Below are 19586 nucleotides of genomic sequence, written 5' to 3'. Positions count from 1 at the left end.
GCGGGTGGGGACGATCGCCGGGCTCAGGGGGCGGGGCCCGTCCGGATCGCCCGCGACCAGCTCGGGCCGGCTCAGCGGGCGGCGACGATCTCGTCGTAGGTGGGGAACGAGCGGGAGACGTCGCTGCCGGTGAAGGTGCCGACCCAGCCGTCGTCGTCGTGGAAGAACCGCACGGACACGTAGTCGGGGGCGGTCCCCATGTCGAACCAGTGCGTGGTCCCGCCGGGCACCGACAGCAGGTCGCCGGCCTCGCAGAGGACGGCGTGCACCTTGCCGTCGACGTGCAGGTAGAAGACGCCCGAGCCGGTGGCGAAGAAGCGGTCCTCGTCGTCGTCGTGGGTGTGCTCGTCGAGGAACTTCGCCCGGCTGGCGGCCACCGTCTCCGGCCACGACGGGTCGTCGCTGGGGTGCATCTGCACGACGTCGACGAGCACGTAGCCCTCGTCGCGGGTCACGCCGTCGATGCGGTCGCGGTAGGCGGCCAGGACGTCGTCCTGGGTCGGCCGCTCCGGCAGCTGCTGCACCGGCCACTGCTCGAAGCGGACGCCGATGCCCTTGAGGACGGCGGTGACCTCGGCGGCGTCCTCGGTGCGCAGCTCGGGGGTCTGCGGGGCGTCGTCGCGCCACACGGTCAGCAGGGTCATCGCGCACCTCTTCCTGGGGTCGGCCGTCGCCCTGGGGCAGCGGGCCGGGTCCGTCCAGTATTCCCCGGGCCCCACCCGCCCCCGGCCCCGCCCGTCCCCGGTTCCACGTGGAACCGCCGCTCAGCGGGCGGCGACCGACCCGCCCGGCCGGGTCTCGACCGCGAACTGCATGAGGAACTCGACGATCTCCGTGTGGTGGCGGGCCTGCGCCAGGTCCCGGCCCCAGGCGTACATGCCGTGCCGGGCGACGATGAACGCCGGCACCTGACCGTCCCAGCGCGGCTCCCACGCGGCGGCGATCTCGGCCATGTCCTGGCTGTTGGGGACGACCGGGACGGTCACCGTCTCGTCGTGCGCGCTGCGGCCGATGCCCTTGAGCATCTCCAGGTCCCGCAGCGGCAGCCCGTCGGGGTACCAGTGGCCGGCCAGCACCGCGGACATGCAGTGCACGTGCACGATCGCGTCGGCCCCGGCGTGGGCGGCGATCCGCGCATGCAGCGCGGCCTCCGCCGACGGCGGCAGCTCCGGGTGCGGCTGGTCGGGCACGGCGGCCCCCTGCGCGTCGACCACGACGACGTCGCCGCTGGTCAGCTCCCCCTTGTCCAGCCCGCTGACGGTGACCGCCAGGCGCAGCGGGTCGCGGGTGAGCACCACGGACAGGTTGCCCGAGGTGCCGCGCATCCAGCCCATGCCGGCGAAGCGGGCCGCCTCGGCGGCCAGCGCCCGGCCCGCGGCCTCCAGCGCGGCGCGCGGGACCCCGCCGGCCTGCACCAGCCCGCTCACCGCGGGGCCACGACGTCGAGCTCGGTGAAGGAGGCGATGACCGGCACGTCGCCGAAGTCGGCGCCCGCGTTCGGCTCGCCCTCCCGCCGGACGCCGACGACCTGCCAGCCGGCCTCCCGGGCGGCGAACAGCTCGGCGGGCAGGTCGGACAGGAACAGCAGCTCCCCCGGCTGGTCGCCCAGCGCCGCCGCGATCGCCGCGTAGGAGGCCGCCTCGCGCTTCGGACCGGCCTTCACCGTGTCGAAGTAGTCGGTGACCAGCGGGGTGAGGTCGCCGGCGGGGGCGTGCCGGAACCAGGGCACCTGGCTGGCGACCGAGCCCGAGGAGAACACCGCCAGCCGCACGCCGCGGCCGTGCCAGGCCTCCAGCCGCGGGACGACGTCGTCGAAGAAGTGCGACGACAGCTCGCCGGCGGTGTACCCGGCGGCCCAGATCTGGCCCTGCAGCGTCTTGAGCGGGGTCGCCTTGACGTCGTCGTCCATCCAGCCGTGCAGCACCCGGACCACCTCGTCGGTGCCCGCGTCGGCGGGCAGCCCCCCGTCGGCCCGCGTCTGCGCGACGGCCTCGGCCACGGCGGGGTCGTCGGCGTGCGCGTCGATCCACGGGCCCAGCCGCGGCCGGGCGTGGTCGTAGAGCGTGCCGTGGACGTAGCCGGCGGCTCCGGTCGTCCCCTCGATGTCCAGGACGACGGTGCGCGCGCTCAGGCTCAGGGTCACGGGCGCCCAGCCTACCGAGCGGCCGCCGCGGCCCCGGCCGGCTCGGGGGAGGCGTGGTAGGCCGCCACGCGGTCGGGCTCGAAGGCCCCGCGGTCGGTGACGATGCGGGTGACGAACCGGGGCGGGGTGACGTCGAAGGCCGGGTAGTGGCCGCGCTGCACCAGCGGGGAGGCCGACCGGACCCCGAGCACCGACAGCACCTCGTCGCCGTCACGCTCCTCGATCTCGACGTCGGCGCCGGTCGGGGCCTGCGGGTCGGGGGCCTGCACCATCGCGTGGAAGGGGACGCCGAAGGCGTGCGCGGCGACCGCGTGCCCGAGCGTCCCCACCTTGTTGACGACGTGCCCGTCCATCGTCACGCGGTCGGCGGCGGTCACCAGGGCGTCGACCTGGCCGAGGGTCGAGGTGGGGGCGAGGACGGCGGCGGCCATCCCGTCGGTGATGAGCGCGACCTCCTGGCCCATCTCGACCAGGGTGTGCGCCGTCAGCCGGGCGCCCTGCAGGTAGGGGCGGGTCTCGGTCGCCACCCAGGTGTAGCGGCGGCCGGCGGCGTCGGCGGCCCGGACCAGCTCGATGAGGTAGGCGTCGGCCCAGCAGTGGGTCAGCACCCGCGCCCCGTCGGGCACCAGCGCGGCGGTGTGCGCGGCCAGGGCGGCGCTGCGCGCGCGGTACCCGGCGTCGAGCTCCCGCGCCCCCGCCGCCACGGCGTCGGCGAGCTCGCCGCCGGTCCGGGCGCCGGCGACGTCGGGGCGGACCAGCAGCGCGGCGACCGCGTCGCGCACCGCGTTGTTCGTGGGCCGGGCGCCGGTGAGCGCCGACCCCGCGGCCAGCAGCGCCGCCCGGGCCTGGTCGACCGGCCGGTCGGCGTGCTGGCGCGCGTCCAGCGCCAGCCCGGCCAGCGCGGCGTAGAAGGGCCCCGAGCTCTGGGTGACCATCGCCCGGATCGCCTCGGCCACCTCGGCGGCGTCGCGGGCCAGCACCCACTCCTCGCGCGCCGGGAACACCCGGCGGTCGAGGATCCGGACGCCCTCGTCGGTCAGCCGGACGCTGTCGTCGAGCACCGGCCGCGGCAGGGAGGAGGAGGCGGTCACCGGCCCAGTCTCCCCCGCGAGGCCGCTCCCCCCACCGGGCACCGCTCCCCGCAGAGCGCCGCGCGCCGCGCGCCGCCCGCTCAGGCGACGAGCGCGGCCACCGCGGCCGGGTCGGGGTCGCCGGCGGCGTCGCGGAACGCCGGGCGGTCGAGCAGCAGCGCCCGCGCCGCGCGGAGCACGCCCAGGGACGCGGGACCGGGGTCGGGCAGCGTCTCCAGGTCGGCGGCGTGCGAGTAGCCGGCCACCCGCCGCACCATCTCGACCGCGGCGAAGCCGAGGGTGTCGGCCCAGACCGAGGCCAGGTGCCGGGCCAGCCAGCCCTCGTCGAGGAAGGGATCGGCCCGGCCCGGCCACCCGGCGTGCCAGGCCGCGGTGAACGCCGCCCACAGCACCCCCGCCTGCCCGGCCCGGTCGGCGGCCTCGGCGCGGTCGCCCAGCGCCGCGCTGCGGGCCGCGGCGACCAGCGCGTTGGCCAGGTAGAGCCCGAGGTCCAGCCCGATCGGCCCGACGACGGCGAACTCCGGGTCGATGACCCGCACCACCGGGGCGCCGTCCCGCTCCCCCACCATGACGCTGCCCGAGTGCAGGTCCCCGTGGACCAGCCCCTCGGCGCGGCTGCCGAACGCCGCGCGCAGCACCGACACCTCGGTGCGCACCGCCGGGTCGGCCCGCAGCGCGGCCACCTCGGCGTCCAGCAGCGGGTGGTGGCTGTTGTTCTCGTGCACCGTCAGCGGCTCCGACAGCAGGTAGCGCTCGGTGACCTCGGCGAGCACCGGGTTGACCGAGGCGGCCAGCAGCGCGGCCCGGTCGGCGGCCGGGGCGCCGGCGACGCTGGTGGCGAAGGTGACCCGCCCGACCAGGTCGCCGACCTGCCGGGAGGTCTCGCCGAAGGAGGCGCCGTCGGTGAGCGCGGTGCGCAGGATCCGCAGGTCGGAGAGGTCCTCCATGGTGAACGCGAACCGCTCGGGGTCGACGTCGAGGACGCGCGGGGTCTGCTCCGGCGCGAAGCGGGCGAAGGTGGCCAGCGCCCGCGCCTCGACCAGGGCGCGCTCGGGGCTCATCGGCACCGAGGGGCCGAGCGCGCGGATCCACGGGGGCGCCTGCTTGACGGCCAGCCCCGCTCCCCCGCCGTCGGGCACCGCGACGAAGACGCGGTTCATGTTGCCGTCGCCGACCTCCCGGACGGCGCCGGTGCTGCCCGCGGGCACCAGGTCGCGGCCGGTCAGGTACGCCCAGACGTCGCCGGGCTCCAGCACGGTGCTCACCGGGCGGCGCTCCCCCGGGTGCCGGCCAGCACCCCGACGAAGTCGGCGAGGAAGCCCGCGACGTCGACGCCGGTGACGACCGTGGTGGGCGGCGCCGTGCGCGCCTCCTCCTGGGCGAAGGGCACCGGCAGCCCGTCGGCGGTCTGCAGCAGGTGGGCGCGGGAGAGCCGCCCGTCGGGGACGACGGCGACCGGGCCGGCCACCGAGGCGGTGATCCAGCGGGGCTCGACGAGCAGCCCCGCGGCCAGGCCGTCCCAGGCCGGGGAGACCCGGCGGCCCCAGGCGTACTGGTAGAAGTCCATGTAGGACTCCAGCGCCGCGGCGCAGAACTCCCCCACCGCGGTCCCGCTGCGGTGCAGCACCTGCACGGCGGCCTCGTCGACGACCGTCCGCCCGCCGACGTTCACCCCGACCATCACCAGCTCGCTGCGCGGGGCGGCGAACACCGCGCGGGCCGCGGCCGGGTCGTTGCTGACGTTGGCGTCGACGGTCTGGGTGACGCCCAGCGGCGGGAACGGGCCCGAGCCGCCCATGAGCACCGTCGACCGGAACTTCGTGAGCACCAGCGGGTCGAGCTCCAGGGCCAGCGCCACGTTGCTCAGCGGGCCCAGCGGCAGCAGGTCGTACTCCCCCGGCGCCGCGTTCGCGAGCTCCACCAGGTACTCCGCGGAGCTCTGCGCGACGACGTCCGGCGCCTCCCGGTGCAGGCCGAGGTCGCCCATGCCGTCGTCACCGTGCACGTAGGGCGCCAGCGACGCGGGACGACCGTCGACCGGGCCGGCGGCACCGGCGGCCACCGGCACGTCCGCCAGGCCCGCCAGCGCCAGCACGTACCCGATGTTGAGCAGGGCGTCCTCGACCGAGCAGTTGCCGTAGACGGACGTGATCGCGCTGATCTCGACGTCGGGGCGGCCGGCCAGCCACAGCAGGGCCAGCGCGTCGTCGATCCCGGTGTCGGTGTCGACGACGACCTTCCGGCGGGACGGGGTCACCGGGTCTCCTCGGGGTGCGGGACGGCCTCGGGGTGGGCGGCGCTCTCCGCGGCGAGCGGGTCGGCGGCGCGCAACCGCCGGCGCACCCGGACCCGCGAGAGCACCAGCACCACCAGCGTGACCAGGTACGGGGCGGCGTCGGTGAGCTGCTGGGGCAGGCCGATGCCCTGCAGCCGGAAGCCCCAGGCCTCCGCGGCGCCGAACAGCAGGCAGGCGCCGAGCACCCACAGCGGGCGGTTGACGGCGAGCATCACCGCGGCGACGGCGACCCAGCCGCGGCCGGCGGTCATGTTCTCGGTGAAGGCGGTGACGGTGCCCAGCGACAGCTGCGCACCGCCCAGGCCGCACAGCGCACCCGCGAGGACGACGGTCGCCGCCTGGTAGCGGGTGACCGGGACGCCGAGGCTGGTCGCCGCCTCCGGGTGCTCCCCCACCCCGCGCAGCCGCAGCCCCACCGACGTCCGCGACAGCCACAGCGACATCACCACGGCCAGCACCAGCGCCAGCGGCACGAGCACGGTCGCCCGGCCCAGCACGGCACCGAGCACCGGCACGCCGTCGAGGACGTCGAGGTCGGGCAGGCCCTGCAGGCCGGCCGGCGCGAACGTGCCGGTGGCGCCCAGCGCCTCGCGCAGGACGAAGCCGGTGGCGCCCAGCGCCAGCAGGTTCATGCCGACGGCCACGATGATCGGGTCGGCCCGCCACGACACCGCGCCGACGGCCAGCACCAGGCTGAACACGGCGCTGGACACGACGGCGGCGAGCACGCCGACCCAGGCGTTGCCCGACCACCAGCTGACCGCGACCGCGGTGAACGCGCCCCACAGCAGCTGGCCCTCCAGCGCGATGTCGAACACGCCGGCCCGGCCGCACAGGGCGCCGCCGAGCGCCGCGTAGAGCACCGGCGCGGCCGCGGTCAGGACGGCGGCGACGAAGGCCAGGGTGAACACGTCCACGTCAGCCCCTCCCCCCGGCCGCGCGCCGGGCGCGGTCGGCCAGCCAGCGGCCGGCCAGGACCCGCGCGGCCAGCACCAGGATGACGACGGCCTGGACGACCTGGCCGAGCTGGCGAGGCACGTCGACGTCCCGCTCCATCCCGGCGGCCCCCACCGAGAGGATCGTGAACAGCGCCGCGGTGAGCGGCAGCAGCGCCGGGCGCCCGCCGGCCAGCAGCGCGGCCGCGACACCGGCGAACGTGTAGCCGGGGGCGGTCAGGGCGTCGTCGATGAAGCGGAACGGCTGGCTCAGCACGATCACCGCACCGGCCAGGCCCGCGACCGCGCCGGCCGAGGCGAGCGTGCCCAGGGTCAGCCGCGGCACGGAGAGGCCGCCGTAGGCGGCGAACCCGCGGTTGGCGCCGGCGACCCGGATCTCGTAGCCGGCAGGGGTGCGGGCGTCGACGTACACGGCGACCAGCAGGACGGCGACCACCAGCAGCAGCCCGACGTTGGTGTAGCTCATCCCGGGCAGGGCGGGCAGGTGCGCGGCGTCGGGCAGCCGCGGCGTCTGCGGCACCGGCGAGCCCTCCTCCGCCATCGGGAAGCGGACCAGGTAGGAGGCCAGCGCCACCATCGGGGTGCTGAGCAGCAGCGTGGAGATGATCACCGGGACGCCGGCGCGGGTGGACAGCGGCGCGGAGACCGAGGCGAGCGTCCCGCCGGCGAGCATGCCCGCGACCACGCACAGCGGCAGCAGCAGCGGCGCGGGCGCCGGCACGTACAGCGCGACGGCGGCCGCGGTGATCCCGCCGGCGACCAGCTGCCCGTCCCCGCCGAGGTTGAACTCCCCCATCCGCGCCGGGACGGCGAACGCCAGCGACATGGCGAGGATGGCGGTGAACCCGGCGACGGCGAAGTCGATGTTGCTGACGCTCAGCGCCCCGCGGACCATCGCGTCGTAGCCGCGCAGCGGGTCCACGCCGGCGGCGAGCATGACCACGGCGCCGACGAGCAGCGCCACGGCGACGGCCCCCAGCGGCACCAGCGCGGCGGGCGCGGACAGCCGGGCACGCTCCAGCAGGGCGCTCACCGCTCCCCTCCCCCGCCGGCGCCGGGGACCGCGCCGGGCACGCCGCCGTGGACCCCGCCGCCGTGGACCCCGCCGCCGTGGACCCTGCCGCCGTGGACCATCGCCGCCCCGAGCACCTCGTCGGTCGCGTCGGCGGCGTCGAGCTCGGCGGTCACCTCGCCGTCCAGCATCACCAGCACCCGGTCCGCGAGCGCCCGCAGCTCGCTGATCTCGTAGGAGACGAGCAGCACCGCGCCGCCGCGGGCGCGGTAGTCCAGCAGCAGCCGGTGGATCTCCTCCCCGGCGCCGACGTCGACGCCCTGGGTCGGCTGCTCGACCACCAGCAGGTCCGCCTCGTGGTGCAGCTCGCGGGCCAGCACCACCTTCTGCGCGTTGCCGCCCGACAGCGAGCCCAGCGGCACCGCGACGCCGGCGGTCTTCACGCCCAGGCGGCGGACCAGCTCGACGGCCTGGGCGCGCAGCGCCCGGGTGGACAGGCGCCCGCGGCGGCCGATCGGCGGCGTCCGGTGGTGGCCGAGCGCGAGGTTGTCGGCGACCGACAGCGCCGCGGCGGTGCCGACGCCGGGGCGGTCCTCGGGGACGTAGGCGATGCCCAGCCCGCGGCGCTCCCGGATGCCCAGGCCGGCGAGGTCCCGGCCGTGCAGGCGCACCGTGCCGGCCTCGGGGGTGCGCATCCCGACGACGGTCTCCACCAGCTCGCGCTGCCCGTTGCCGGAGACCCCCGCGATGCCGACGACCTCCCCGGGGCGGACCCGCAGCGAGACGTCCCGGACCCGGGCGGCCCCCGCCGCGGCCGGCAGCCGCAGGCCCGACACCTCCAGCACCGGGTCGCCGGAGACGGCGCCGCGCGGGTTGACCGCGGGCACCAGCCCGCGGCCGATCATCGCCTCGACGATCTCGCCGGCGGTGGTGTCCGCGGTGGTCAGCCGGGCGGTCACGGCGCCGTCGCGCAGCACCGTGACCCGGTCGGTGGCCTCGAGCACCTCGCGGACCTTGTGCGTGACCAGGGCGACCGTCGTCCCCTGCTCGGCCATCCGGCGGACGACCGCGAACAGCGAGTCGACCTCGCCCGGCGTCAGCACGGCGGTCGGCTCGTCGAGGATGAGCACCTCGGCCTGCCGGTGCAGCGCCTTGAGGATCTCCACCCGCTGGCGGACGCCGAGGGGGAGGGTGTCGACGCGGGCGGTGGGGTCGACGTCGAGCCCGATGCGGGCGGACAGCTCCTCGACCCGGCGCTCGGCGGCGCGGCGGTCCAGCAGGCCGCGGCGGGCGGGCTCGGCGCGGTAGACGACGTTCTCGGCCACGCTCATCGAGCCGAACAGCCGGAAGTGCTGGTGGACCATGCCCAGCCCGGCGGCGATGGCGTCCAGCGGCGAGCCCAGCCGGACCTCGCGGCCGTCGCGCAGCACCTGCCCGGCGTCGGGGCGGTGCAGCCCGTAGAGGACCGACATCAGGGTGGACTTGCCGGCCCCGTTCTCCCCGACGACGGCGTGCACGGTCCCCCGCTCGAGGACCAGGTCCACGCCGTCCACGGCGACGACGGCGCCGAAGCGCTTGGTGACGCCACGGAGCTCGGCCGCGGGGTGGGCCCCCGCGGCCGAGCCTCCTGTGGTGCCCGGTGCCGTGCTGGTCATCCAGCGGCCGGGTCGTCCACGGTGATCGTGCCGTCGATGATCTGGTCGCGGACCTGCTCCAGCTGCGCGACGACGTCGGGGTGGTCGGCGATCAGGCAGCCGGAGTCGGCGAGGTCGTCGGCGAAGGCGGTCAGGCCCACGCCACCCTCGGCGAGCCCGTACACCTGCGCGCCGCCGGTGTCGCCGCCGAGGATCGCGGTCACCGACTCGGCCAGCGCGACGTCGACGTTCTTGATGACGTTGTCGACGACGTGGCCGGGGGCCGAACCGCACTCGTTGACGTCGACGCCGTAGGCGGAGAACCCGCCGGCCGCGGCGACCTCGAAGGCGCCCACGTTGCTGCCGGAGGCGGCGAGCAGCACCTGGTCCGCACCGCCGTCGGCCAGCACCTGGGCCTGGGCGCCGCCGCGAGCGGGGTCACCGAAGGGGTTGTCGCCACCGACGAACAGCGGGGTGGAGGTGGCCTGCGGGTTCACGCTCTGCGCGCCGGCCTGGAACGGGTCGACCCAGCGGCGGATGAAGGGCGTGTCCAGGGCCGCGACGACACCGATCTTCCCGGTCTGCGTCAGCAGCCCGGCCTCGACGCCGGCCAGGTAGGTGGCCTCGTGCTCGCGGAACGCGGCGCACGTGACGTTCTCCGGCTGCGGGTCGGGGCAGCCGTCCACCAGCAGGAACTGCTGGTCGGGGTTGTCGACCGGCACGGTGGCGAACGCGTCCTGCAGGGAGAAGCTCAGGCCGATGACGACGTCGGGCCGCTCCCGCACCGCGGCCTCGACGTTCTGCTGGATCGAGGTCGGGTCGGTGCTCTCGTAGACGTCGAGCTCCAGCCCCTCCTCGTCCGCGACGCGCTGCGCACCCTCGACGGCGAGCTCGAGGAAGTTGTTGCCGCCGACCGGGTTGGGGGTGATGACGATGATCGAGCCGGCGGAGTCGCCGCCGTCACCGCCGTCCCCACCTCCCGAGTCGCTGTCGGCGCAGCCGGAGAGACCCACCACCGCCACGAGGGCGGCGGCGGCCAGCGGGCCGCGGCGTCGACGGGACAGGTCGGTCATCGGGTGCTCCCTGCGGAGGGCGCCGCCGGCGGCGGCGCGGGGGTGGGGGACGCCGCGGCCGGTCCGGCCCGAGGCGAGCACCACGTCGGTTCCCTCCTGCGCCTTACCCGGAACACCGCGTCCAGGTCTGGTCGTCACCCGGAGCACCCCGCGACGGAGAGGGTTGCCGGCCAGCGAGCCGGGGCTTGACGCTGGCACTCAGGACCGGGGCAGAAGGTACACGGGGCACCGGGTGCCACGAGCGGCCGGCCCGGCGACGCCGTCCCGCAGACCGGGACGGCCGTCCACGTGCTGGGACGGCCGCCGCGGTGGGAGACTCGGACGCGTGAGCCTGCCGCGCGCCGCGCTGACCGAGCGGATGCTGCCCTTCACCACGACCGTGTTCGCCGAGATGTCGGCGCTGGCCGCGCGGACCGGGGCGATCAACCTCGGCCAGGGCTTCCCCGACACCGACGGGCCGCGGTCGCTGCTGGAGGACGCCGTCGCCGCCGTCCGCGGCGGGGTCAACCAGTACCCCCCGGCGGCCGGGATGCCCGTCCTGCGGGAGGCCGTCGCCGCGCACCAGGAGCGCTTCCGCGGCCTGCGGGTCGACCCGGACGACGTGCTGGTGACCGTGGGCGCCACGGAGGCCATCGCCGCCACCGTCCTCGCGCTGACCGAGCCCGGCGACGAGGTGGTGACCTTCGAGCCCTACTACGACGGCTACGCCGCGACGATCGCGCTGGCCGGGGCGCAGCGGCGGACGGTGGCGCTGCGCTCCCCCGACTTCGCCGTCGACGAGGACGCGCTGCGGGCGGCGTTCTCCCCGCGCACCCGGCTGGTGCTGCTGAACACCCCGCACAACCCCACCGGCAAGGTCTTCGACCGCGCCGAGCTGGAGCTGGTCGCGCGGCTGGCCGCCGAGCACGACGCGGTGGTCGTCGCCGACGAGGTGTACGAGCACATGACGTACGGCGTCCCGCACCTGTCGATCGCCACGCTGCCCGGGATGGCCGAGCGGACGCTGACCATCTCCTCCGCCGGCAAGACCTTCTCGGTGACCGGCTGGAAGGTCGGCTGGGTGCACGGCCCGACCGAGCTGGTCGCCGCCGTCAGGGCGGTCAAGCAGTTCCTCACGTTCGTCGGCAGCGGCCCCTTCCAGCCGGCCGTGGCCCGCGCGCTGGCCCTGCCTGACGAGTACTTCCAGGGGCTGCGCGCGGACCTGCTGCGCAAGCGCGACCTGCTGGTCGCCGGCCTGGAGGCGGCGGGGTTCGCGACCAACCGGCCCGACGGCACCTACTTCGTCACCGCCGACGCCGCCCCGCTGGGCTACACCGACGCGATGGCGCTGTGCTGGGACCTGCCGGAGCTCGCCGGGGTGGTCGGCGTCCCGGTGCGGGTCTTCCACGACGACCCCACCGCCGCCCCGTCGCTGGTGCGCTTCGCGTTCTGCAAGCAGGACGCCGTCCTCGCCGAGGCCGCCGAGCGCCTCGCCGCGCTGGGCGCCCGCCTCGCGCGCTGAACCGCGGCGTCCCCCACCGCTCGACATCAGCGGTGGGGGACGCGGCGGTCCTGCTCAGTAGGTGAAGCGGCCCACCGTGGTGCGCAGGTCGGCGGCCATCCGGGACAGCTCGTCGACGGCGGTCCGCGTCTGGGTCAGCGCCTGCGTCGTGGAGTCCGCGGCGGTGGAGACGCCGGTGATGTTGTCCGCGATCTGCCCCGACCCCTGCGCCGCCTCGGCCACCGACCGGGCCATCTCGTTCGTCGTCGCCGTCTGCTCCTCCACCGCCGAGGCGATCGTGGTCTGCCGGTCGGAGATCTGCGCGACGATCGAGCTGATCTCCCCGATCGCCGCCACCGCCGCCGTCGTGTCGCCCTGGATCGCCTGCACCCGGCGCGCGATGTCCTCGGTCGCCTTCGCGGTCTCCTGCGCGAGCTCCTTGACCTCGTTCGCGACCACCGCGAAGCCCTTCCCGGCCTCCCCGGCCCGCGCGGCCTCGATCGTGGCGTTGAGCGCCAGCAGGTTCGTCTGCTCCGCGATGGAGGTGATCACCTTCACCACGTTGCCGATCTCCACCGACGACTCCCCCAGCTTCGCCACCGTCGCCGTCGTCGTCTCCGCCGCGGTCACCGCCCGGTGCGCCACCTCCGACGCCTCAGCGGCGTTCGTGGCGATCTCCCGGATCGAGGCACCCATCTGCTCCGCACCCGCAGCGACCGTCTGCACGCTGCGCGACACCTCGTCGGCGGCGCCGGCGACCACGCCGGACTGGGCGGAGGTCTCCTCCGCCGACGCCGAGATCTGCGCCGACGACGCCGACAGCTCCTCCGACGACGCCGCCACCGCATCCGCCGCGCCCACCACGCCGGCCATCACACCGCGCAGGCTCTCCTGGGCCGAGGCCAGCGACGCGGCCATCTGGCCGAGCTCGTCGCGGTCCCGGGCCACCGGGACGACGGTCAGGTCACCGGCGGCGAGCCCACCCACCGCGGCCTGCACGGAGCGGACCGTGGCCAGCAGCCGGCGGATGAGCAGGAACGCCAGGCCCGCGGCCACCGCGATCGACACCAGGGCCGTGACGGCGAGCAGCGTGATGGAGCGGCTCACCGCGGCCGCGGCCTCGGAGTTGCGGCTCTCGGCCTGGGCGGACTGCGCCTCCCCCTCGGCCTCCAGCGCGTCGGCGAGGTCGCTGAGCGGCTGGCTGGAGACGTTCACGTAGACGTCGTGGAAGGCGGCCAGGTCGCCGGCGTCGGCCGCGGGGAACAGCTGCGCGGCGTTGGTGCTGACGACGGCGTCCCGGTTGTCGAGATAGGCCTGCACGGCCTCCTGGTCGACGATGTAGGGCTCGTAGTCGGCCAGGGCCTGGTCGACGTCGGCCATCTTCTCGTCCATCTCCGCCCGCAGCTGCTGACGGGTGGCCGGGTCCGCGACGCCGTACTGCAGCATCCGGGCGCGGTAGGCGGCCTGCGCACGCTGCACGGCCGCGAGGTCGTTCAGCGGCTTGAGGTTCTCGGCGTAGATGGCCTCCTGGCCGTCGCGCAGCTCACTGAGCTGGTTGATCGCCAGCGCGTTCGTGCCCAGGACGACGGCGGCCAGCAGGGCCACCACCATCCCGATCTTGGCGCCGATCGGCCGGTCGAGGAGCCAGCCTCCCCTCCGCCGGAGCGGGGCGGAGCTCGGGGGAACGGACATGTGCGTACTCCTGCACGAGAAGGGGGGAGACCCGGAGGCCGGTGCGCGGGGGCCGATCGGCTGCGCAGGGACAGATTCGGCCATTGCGGACGGTTCGGAACTCGAATGGCGGTCGTGTCGCGCTCCGATCAGGAATAGTCCGACGACCGTTTCTCCCGTGTCGACTCGTCGCCATTCCCCTCGCCACCGCGAATGGCGCGGACGCCCTGCCGGCACCCGGTTCCGGGAATGGCGGAGGGCGCGGGACCGGATGCCGGTCCCGCGCCCTCGTCCTCGCTCTCGCCCCGCGCGGGGCGCGTTCTGCACCGGGCAGGAGTGCGGTCCTGCCCCGGGCGTCGGTCAGTACGTGAAGCGGCCGACCGTGGTGCGCAGGTCGGCGGCCATCCGCGACAGCTCGTCGACGGCGGTCCGCGTCTGCGTCAGCGCCTGCGTCGTCGAGTCCGCCGCCGCCGAGACACTGGTGATGTTGGTGGCGATCTGACCCGTGCCGCCGGCCGCCTCCTGCACCGAGCGCGCCATCTCGTTGGTGGTCGCGGTCTGCTCCTCCACCGCCGAGGCGATCGTGGTCTGCCGGTCGGAGATCTGCGCGACGATCGAGCTGATCTCCCCGATCGCCGCCACCGCCGCCGTCGTGTCGCCCTGGATGGCCTGCACCCGGCGGGCGATGTCCTCCGTGGCCTTCGCCGTCTCCTGCGCCAGCTCCTTCACCTCGTTCGCGACCACCGCGAAGCCCTTCCCCGCCTCACCCGCGCGGGCCGCCTCGATCGTGGCGTTCAGCGCCAACAGGTTCGTCTGCTCCGCGATGCTCGTGATCACCTTCACCACGTTGCCGATCTCCACCGACGACTCACCCAACTTGGCCACCGTCGCCGTCGTCGTCTCCGCCGCGGTCACCGCCCGGTGCGCCACCTCCGACGCCTCCGCGGCGTTCGTGGCGATCTCCCGGATCGAGGCACCCATCTGCTCCGCACCCGCGGCGACGGTCTGCACGCTGCGCGACACCTCGTCGGCCGCGCCGGACACGACACCCGACTGCGCCGAGGTCTCCTCCGCCGACGCCGAGATCTGCGCCGACGACGCCGACAGCTCCTCCGACGACGCCGCCACCGCGTCCGCCGCGCCGACCACGCTGGCCATCACGCCGCGCAGCTCGACCACCGCGCTGTCGATGGCGGCCGCCGCCCGGCCGACCTCGTCCGACCGGTCGATGCCCGTCTGCCGGGTGAGGTCGCCGGCGGCGAGGGCGCCGGCCACCGAGACCACCTCGTTGAGCGGCCGGACGATGCGTCGAGCGACCGCCAGTGCCGCCGCGGCGGCCACGAGCGCGCCCAGGACGATCGCGATGACCATCACCCACCGGGTGTCGGCCTCGTCGGTCTCGGCCGCCTCCATCGCGGCGTCGACGCGGTCGGAGAGCCCGCTCTCCAGGTCGTGGGTGAGCGCGATGATCTCGTGGTAGATGGCGAAGCCCTCGTCCAGGATGACCGCGTCGCCGGCGTCGGTCCCGGCGGCCGTCCCCAGCTGGTACTGCGCCGCCGCCCGCTCGTCGACGGAGAAGAACTCGTCCCAGGCGTCCAGGATCTGGCCGTAGGTGGCCGCCTCCTGCCGGTCGAGCACCTCGACCGGCATGGCGTCGAGCTCCTGGCGGAGGCCGTCGCTGATCTCCAGGAAGCCCTTGCGGTTCTCGCTGGCCGGGTCGACCGCGGCCAGCGGCCCGACCCGCCGGGCGTCCCAGGCGTAGGCCGTCTGCCAACCGCTGACGTCGGCGTTGTAGTACTCGATCCGCTGCACGTGGTCCAGCGCGTCGTTGAGCTCCGCCACCCGGTCGCGGGCGTCGCCGGTGGCGCCCAGCCCGGAGAGGGCGAAACCGCCGACGACGACGGCCGCGGTGACCCCGGCGGCCCCGACTCCCAGGATCGATCCGCGGACGCCCGGGCTACGCCTCGTGCGGCCGGTGCTGCGCTCTGTCATGGCTGGCTTTTCCTCGTTCGGTGTCCGGTGGGTGGTGCGGAATGAGCCTGAGTTGTTCCGGACGATCTCGTCCTTCATTGCCGGGCGTGTCGGAGGACCTCGTCGAGAAAGGTCGGTGACCGTCCCTGCCGAGTCGACTCGTCCCCATTCCGGAGGCGGTCACGAATGGTGCGGGCAGTTCGCCCGGCGCTCGTCGGGAATGGCGAGGGCACGGGACCGGCACAGCGGTGCAGCGCCCTCGTCCCGTCGTGTCCGTGCGGGGGCGCGGTCCGACGTCCGCGCAGGACTGCACTCCCGTGCAGAACCGCACTCCCGCCCGGGGCAGGACGGCGGTCCTGCCCCGGGCGTCGGTCAGTACGTGAACCGGCTCACCGAGGTGCGCAGGTCGGCGGCCATCCGGGACAGCTCGTCGACGGCGGTCCGCGTCTGCGTCAGCGCCTGCGTCGTCGAGTCCGCCGCCGCCGAGACGCTGGTGATGTTGGTGGCGATCTGCCCGGTACCGCCGGCCGCCTCCTGCACCGAGCGCGCCATCTCGTTCGTCGTCGCGGTCTGCTCCTCCACCGCCGAGGCGATGGTGGTCTGCCGGTCGGAGATCTGGGCGACGATCTCCGAGATCTCGCTGATCGCGGTCACGGCGGAGCCGGTGTCGGCCTGGATGGCCTCGACCCGGCGGGCGATGTCCTCCGTCGCCTTCGCCGTCTCCTGGGCCAGCTCCTTGACCTCGTTGGCCACGACGGCGAAGCCCTTGCCCGCCTCACCGGCCCGGGCAGCCTCGATGGTGGCGTTGAGCGCCAGCAGGTTCGTCTGCTCCGCGATCGAGGTGATGACCTTGACGACGTTGCCGATCTCCGCCGAGGAGTCGCCGAGCTTGGCCACCGTCGCGGTGGTCCGCTCCGCCGCGGTCACGGCGCGCGAGGCGACGTCGCTGGCCTCGGCCGCGTTCGTCGCGATCTCCCGGATCGAGGCGCCCATCTGCTCCGCGCCCGCGGCGACCGTCTGCACGCTGCGCGACACCTCCTCCGCGGCACCGGCCACGACACCCGACTGCGCCGAGGTCTCCCCCGCCGACGCCGAGATCTGCGCCGACGACGCCGACAGCTCCTCCGACGACGCCGCCACCGCGTCCGCGGAGGCGACCACCGCGGCCATCACCTCGCGCAGGCTGTCCTGCGCCTCGTCGATGGCGCGCGCCATGCGGCCGACCTCGTCGGCCTGGTCGACACCCGACCGCTGGGTGAGGTCGCCGGCCGCGAGGCCCTCCGCCACGCGCTGGACGGCCACCAGGCCGCGGCGGATGGCGAAGGCGACGACGACGCCGACGCCCGTCGCCAGCAGCGCGCCGGCCACCAGGAGGGCGATGAGCATGGTCCGGGTGTCGGTGTAGGCGTCCTGGGCCGCGCGGGCGCTCTGCGCGGCGTCGTCGTTCGCGCGGGCGGCCAGCGCCTCGAGGTCCTCCAGCAGCTTCTCCGCCAGCGGCGAGGCCTGCGTCTGCACCACCTGGCCGAGCTGGGCGAAGTCGCCGGCGGCCGCCAGGGCGTCCAGCTGCTCGGTCACGTCCGAGTACTGCTGGACGTCGGCGGCCGCCTGGTCGGCCAGGGTCGCGTACGCGCTGCCGTCGTCGGCCAGGTCCGCGGCGTAGCCCGTGGTCTCCGCCAGCGCGTCGCGGGCGGCGTCGCGGTCGGCGATCGCCTGCTCGCGGGCCGCGTCGGTCGTGGCGCTCTGCACCGCGTCGGCGCCCAGCCGGAACGCGGCGTACTGGTAGCGCGCCTCCTGGGCGAGCTCCGCGCCGACGGTGTTCTGCTCGTAGAGGTGCGTGGTCCGGTCCGCCGCAGCGCCGAGGCTCGTGAGGCCGGTGACACCGACGCCGACGCCGACGGCGACGGCGAGCCCGACGCTCGCCAGGACCTTGGTGGTGACCCCGGTGTCGCGCAGCCAGCGACCCGGGCGGGTGATGCGGTTGGACATTCCTACTCCTCGGCGAGCAGCTCCCGGAATCTCCCACCCCGGGCCACTGACGGCGCAGACGATAAGTCAGGGGAATTGCCCGGACTGCGCAGCAACGGGCGCGCCGCGCGGCTTTTCTCCCGACTGGGAGACCGTTCTAGAACGCCATTCCGCACGACCGGGTCGACGCGATCGGCAAGTCGACACGGAATGGTCGGTGACCGTCGACCGAGCGACTCCGCGGACACTTCTCGAGGAGATCTCCGAGAACGGCGAGGGCGCGGGACCGTGGTCGGCCCCGCGCCCTCGTCCTCGATCTCGACCGGCGCCGGGGCGCGGTTGCGCCCCGGCGTCCGGTCAGTAGGTGAAGCGGCCGACCGTGGTGCGCAGGTCGGCGGCCATCCGGGACAGCTCGTCGACGGCGGTCCGCGTCTGGGTCAGCGCCTGGGTCGTGGAGTCCGCGGCGGTGGAGACCCCGGTGATGTTGTCGGCGATCTGACCCGACCCCTGCGCCGCCTCGGCCACCGACCGGGCCATCTCGTTGGTGGTCGCGGTCTGCTCCTCCACCGCCGAGGCGATCGTGGTCTGCCGGTCGGAGATCTGCGCGACGATCGAGCTGATCTCCCCGATCGCCGCCACCGCCGCCGTCGTGTCGCCCTGGATCGCCTGCACCCGCCGCGCGATGTCCTCGGTCGCCTTCGCCGTCTCCTGCGCGAGCTCCTTGACCTCGTTGGCGACGACCGCGAAGCCCTTGCCCGCCTCCCCGGCGCGGGCGGCCTCGATGGTGGCGTTCAGCGCCAGCAGGTTCGTCTGCTCCGCGATGCTCGTGATCACCTTCACCACGTTGCCGATCTCCGCCGAGGAGTCCCCGAGCTTGGCCACCGTCGCGGTGGTCGTCTCCGCGGCCGCGACCGCACGGGAGGCCACATCGGAGGCCTCGGCCGCGTTCGTGGCGATCTCCCGGATCGACGCGCCCATCTGCTCCGCACCCGCCGCCACCGTCTGCACGCTGCGGCTGACCTCCTCGGCCGCGCCGGCGACCACGCCGGACTGGGCGGAGGTCTCCTCCGCCGACGCCGAGATCTGCGCCGACGACGCCGACAGCTCCTCCGACGACGCCGCCACCGCATCCGCCGCGCCCACCACGCCGGCCATCACGGCCTGCAGGTCCACCACGGCGGCGTCCAGCGCCTGCCCCATCGTCCCGAGCTCGTCACGGGTGTCCAGCCCGCTGCGGACGGTCAGGTCACCCCGCGACAGCGCCGCCGTCACCTCGCCCACCCGCGCCGCCTGGCGCGCGATCCCCCGGGCGATCCAGAAGCCCAGGCCCGCGGCGAGGGCCATGCCGGCGAGCATCAGGACGATGACGAGGGTGCGCTGGGAGTCGTACTGGGCGCGGATGTGGGCAGCGGCCGCCTCGCCGCGCTCCGCCTCGAGCTGGACGAGGGCGGCGAGGTCCTGGTTGAGCGCCCGGGCGATGGGTCCGCTCTGTTCCTCGTTGGCCACGTACCAGCCCGCGGTGTCGGTGGCCACGGCCAGCGGGGCCAGCACGCGGTCCTGGACGTCGACGTAGCTCGCGAAACCGGTCTCGATCTCGTCGAGCAGGGCTCGGCCCTCGGGGCTCACGCCGCTGGCGACGTAGGCGTCCACGGCCGCGGCGAAGTCCTCGCGCAGCCCCATGGCCTCGTCCAGCACCTCCTGCGCCTGGGCCGACGTGGGCGCGATGATCGCGTCCCGCGCCTCCACGCGCATGTCGCCGAGGACGCCGTCCATGACACCCGCCTGGACGGAGCCCACGAAGTTGTCCCGGTAGAGCGCGTTGGCCGAGTCGGCCGCCGCGCTGAGGGACTGCAGCCCCATCACCCCGACCGTGGCCGTGACGACGGCACCGACGGCGACCGTGCCGAGCACCTTCGTCTTCACGCTGCGGTCTCCCCACCAGTGGGGTCCGGCCGGCTGCCGGGGAGTGGTCGGGTCGTTCATGTGCGGCCTCCGAGCGGTGGAGCAGTGTCGGGAAGAACGCGCGGAGCAGTCCGCGTGCGCGGAACAGGATCGCCGACGAGAAGGCGTCGGCCCGCATTTCCGCGGCGCGTCGGAACGAAATCGTCCGGAACGGGGGAACACATTTCGGGACGCCATGTCGACACGAGCGACAATGGCGTCGACGACCATTCGCTGCGAGGTCGACACGACAGTGCCCACCGGTAGCGATCACCCCGTCGACGCACGGAGGGCGCGGGACCGGATGCCGGTCCCGCGCCCTCGTCCTCGCTCTCGCCCGGTGCAGGAGTGCG

15 protein-coding genes and 1 riboswitch are annotated in these 19586 nt (G+C 75.1%); of the genes, 1 reads left to right on the top strand and 14 read right to left on the bottom strand.

Going from position 1 to position 19586, the window contains the following annotated elements; translation table 11 throughout:
* Positions 1–71 precede the first annotated feature (71 nt).
* From ACI781_RS04260 to ACI781_RS04215, 10 genes are all read right to left on the bottom strand, one after another.
* Complete coding sequence (locus tag ACI781_RS04260) at positions 72–644, bottom strand: 1,2-dihydroxy-3-keto-5-methylthiopentene dioxygenase (RefSeq protein WP_456564825.1); 573 nt, start codon at positions 642–644, stop codon at positions 72–74.
* 120 nt (positions 645–764) lie between these two features.
* A complete protein-coding gene (gene mtnB, locus ACI781_RS04255; protein WP_456564824.1) occupies positions 765–1427 on the bottom strand; it encodes a methylthioribulose 1-phosphate dehydratase in 663 nt (220 codons plus the stop codon).
* Positions 1424–2143: an acireductone synthase gene (mtnC, locus tag ACI781_RS04250; RefSeq protein WP_456564823.1), complete on the bottom strand. Its 720-nt coding sequence runs from the start codon at positions 2141–2143 to the stop codon at positions 1424–1426. The genes mtnB and mtnC overlap by 4 nt, the downstream gene beginning before the upstream one ends.
* Before the next feature lie 11 nt (positions 2144–2154).
* On the bottom strand, positions 2155–3234 hold the full coding sequence (locus ACI781_RS04245; protein WP_456564822.1) for a methylthioribose-1-phosphate isomerase: 1080 nt from the start codon (positions 3232–3234) through the stop codon (positions 2155–2157).
* Positions 3235–3314: 80 nt separating this feature from the next.
* Positions 3315–4499 (bottom strand): S-methyl-5-thioribose kinase, encoded by a 1185-nt coding sequence (mtnK, locus tag ACI781_RS04240; protein WP_456564821.1) that lies wholly within the window; start codon positions 4497–4499, stop codon positions 3315–3317.
* Positions 4496–5491, bottom strand: coding sequence for a nucleoside hydrolase (locus tag ACI781_RS04235; protein WP_456564820.1), 996 nt, complete (start codon positions 5489–5491; stop codon positions 4496–4498). Before ACI781_RS04235 ends, mtnK begins: the two co-directional genes overlap by 4 nt.
* Positions 5488–6447: an ABC transporter permease gene (locus ACI781_RS04230; RefSeq protein ID WP_456564819.1), complete on the bottom strand. Its 960-nt coding sequence runs from the start codon at positions 6445–6447 to the stop codon at positions 5488–5490. Before ACI781_RS04230 ends, ACI781_RS04235 begins: the two co-directional genes overlap by 4 nt.
* Position 6448: 1 nt before the next feature.
* Positions 6449–7519: an ABC transporter permease gene (locus ACI781_RS04225; protein WP_456564818.1), complete on the bottom strand. Its 1071-nt coding sequence runs from the start codon at positions 7517–7519 to the stop codon at positions 6449–6451.
* Complete coding sequence (locus tag ACI781_RS04220; RefSeq protein WP_456564817.1) at positions 7516–9153, bottom strand: ABC transporter ATP-binding protein; 1638 nt, start codon at positions 9151–9153, stop codon at positions 7516–7518. Before ACI781_RS04220 ends, ACI781_RS04225 begins: the two co-directional genes overlap by 4 nt.
* The gene (locus ACI781_RS04215) at positions 9150–10205 is read right to left on the bottom strand and encodes a BMP family ABC transporter substrate-binding protein (protein WP_456564816.1); all 1056 of its coding nucleotides are present in this window, start codon (positions 10203–10205) and stop codon (positions 9150–9152) included. The genes ACI781_RS04220 and ACI781_RS04215 overlap by 4 nt, the downstream gene beginning before the upstream one ends.
* 93 nt (positions 10206–10298) lie before the next feature.
* Positions 10299–10411, bottom strand: a riboswitch (SAM riboswitch).
* A gap of 119 nt (positions 10412–10530) precedes the next feature.
* Between ACI781_RS04215 and ACI781_RS04210 the strand changes: the two genes are divergently transcribed.
* Positions 10531–11706, top strand: a complete 1176-nt coding sequence (locus ACI781_RS04210) for a pyridoxal phosphate-dependent aminotransferase (RefSeq protein ID WP_456564815.1) — start codon at positions 10531–10533, stop codon at positions 11704–11706.
* Between the two features lie 54 nt (positions 11707–11760).
* Here the strand turns inward: ACI781_RS04210 and ACI781_RS04205 are convergent, their stop codons facing one another.
* From ACI781_RS04205 to ACI781_RS04190, 4 genes are all read right to left on the bottom strand, one after another.
* Positions 11761–13377: a methyl-accepting chemotaxis protein gene (locus ACI781_RS04205; protein WP_456564814.1), complete on the bottom strand. Its 1617-nt coding sequence runs from the start codon at positions 13375–13377 to the stop codon at positions 11761–11763.
* A gap of 339 nt (positions 13378–13716) precedes the next feature.
* A complete protein-coding gene (locus ACI781_RS04200) occupies positions 13717–15348 on the bottom strand; it encodes a methyl-accepting chemotaxis protein (RefSeq protein ID WP_456564813.1) in 1632 nt (543 codons plus the stop codon).
* A gap of 351 nt (positions 15349–15699) precedes the next feature.
* On the bottom strand, positions 15700–17313 hold the full coding sequence (locus ACI781_RS04195) for a methyl-accepting chemotaxis protein (RefSeq protein ID WP_456564812.1): 1614 nt from the start codon (positions 17311–17313) through the stop codon (positions 15700–15702).
* 336 nt (positions 17314–17649) lie between these two features.
* A complete protein-coding gene (locus ACI781_RS04190) occupies positions 17650–19275 on the bottom strand; it encodes a methyl-accepting chemotaxis protein (protein WP_456564811.1) in 1626 nt (541 codons plus the stop codon).
* Positions 19276–19586 lie beyond the last annotated feature (311 nt).

It is taken from the genome of Blastococcus sp. SYSU D00695, assembly GCF_054050555.1.
Note: the sequence above shows the minus strand (reverse complement) of the source record. Positions and strands in the feature narration are given on the sequence as shown.

Excerpts from the sequence above, each read along its gene's own strand:
- ACI781_RS04215 (WP_456564816.1), bottom strand. The coding sequence starts at position 10,205 with ATGACCGACCTGTCCCGTCGACGCCGCGGCCCGCTGGCCGCCGCCGCC.
- ACI781_RS04195 (WP_456564812.1), bottom strand. The coding sequence starts at position 17,313 with ATGTCCAACCGCATCACCCGCCCGGGTCGCTGGCTGCGCGACACCGGG.
- ACI781_RS04190 (WP_456564811.1), bottom strand. The coding sequence starts at position 19,275 with ATGAACGACCCGACCACTCCCCGGCAGCCGGCCGGACCCCACTGGTGG.
- ACI781_RS04260 (WP_456564825.1), bottom strand. The coding sequence starts at position 644 with ATGACCCTGCTGACCGTGTGGCGCGACGACGCCCCGCAGACCCCCGAG.
- ACI781_RS04200 (WP_456564813.1), bottom strand. The coding sequence starts at position 15,348 with ATGACAGAGCGCAGCACCGGCCGCACGAGGCGTAGCCCGGGCGTCCGC.
- ACI781_RS04205 (WP_456564814.1), bottom strand. The coding sequence starts at position 13,377 with ATGTCCGTTCCCCCGAGCTCCGCCCCGCTCCGGCGGAGGGGAGGCTGG.
- ACI781_RS04220 (WP_456564817.1), bottom strand. The coding sequence starts at position 9,153 with ATGACCAGCACGGCACCGGGCACCACAGGAGGCTCGGCCGCGGGGGCC.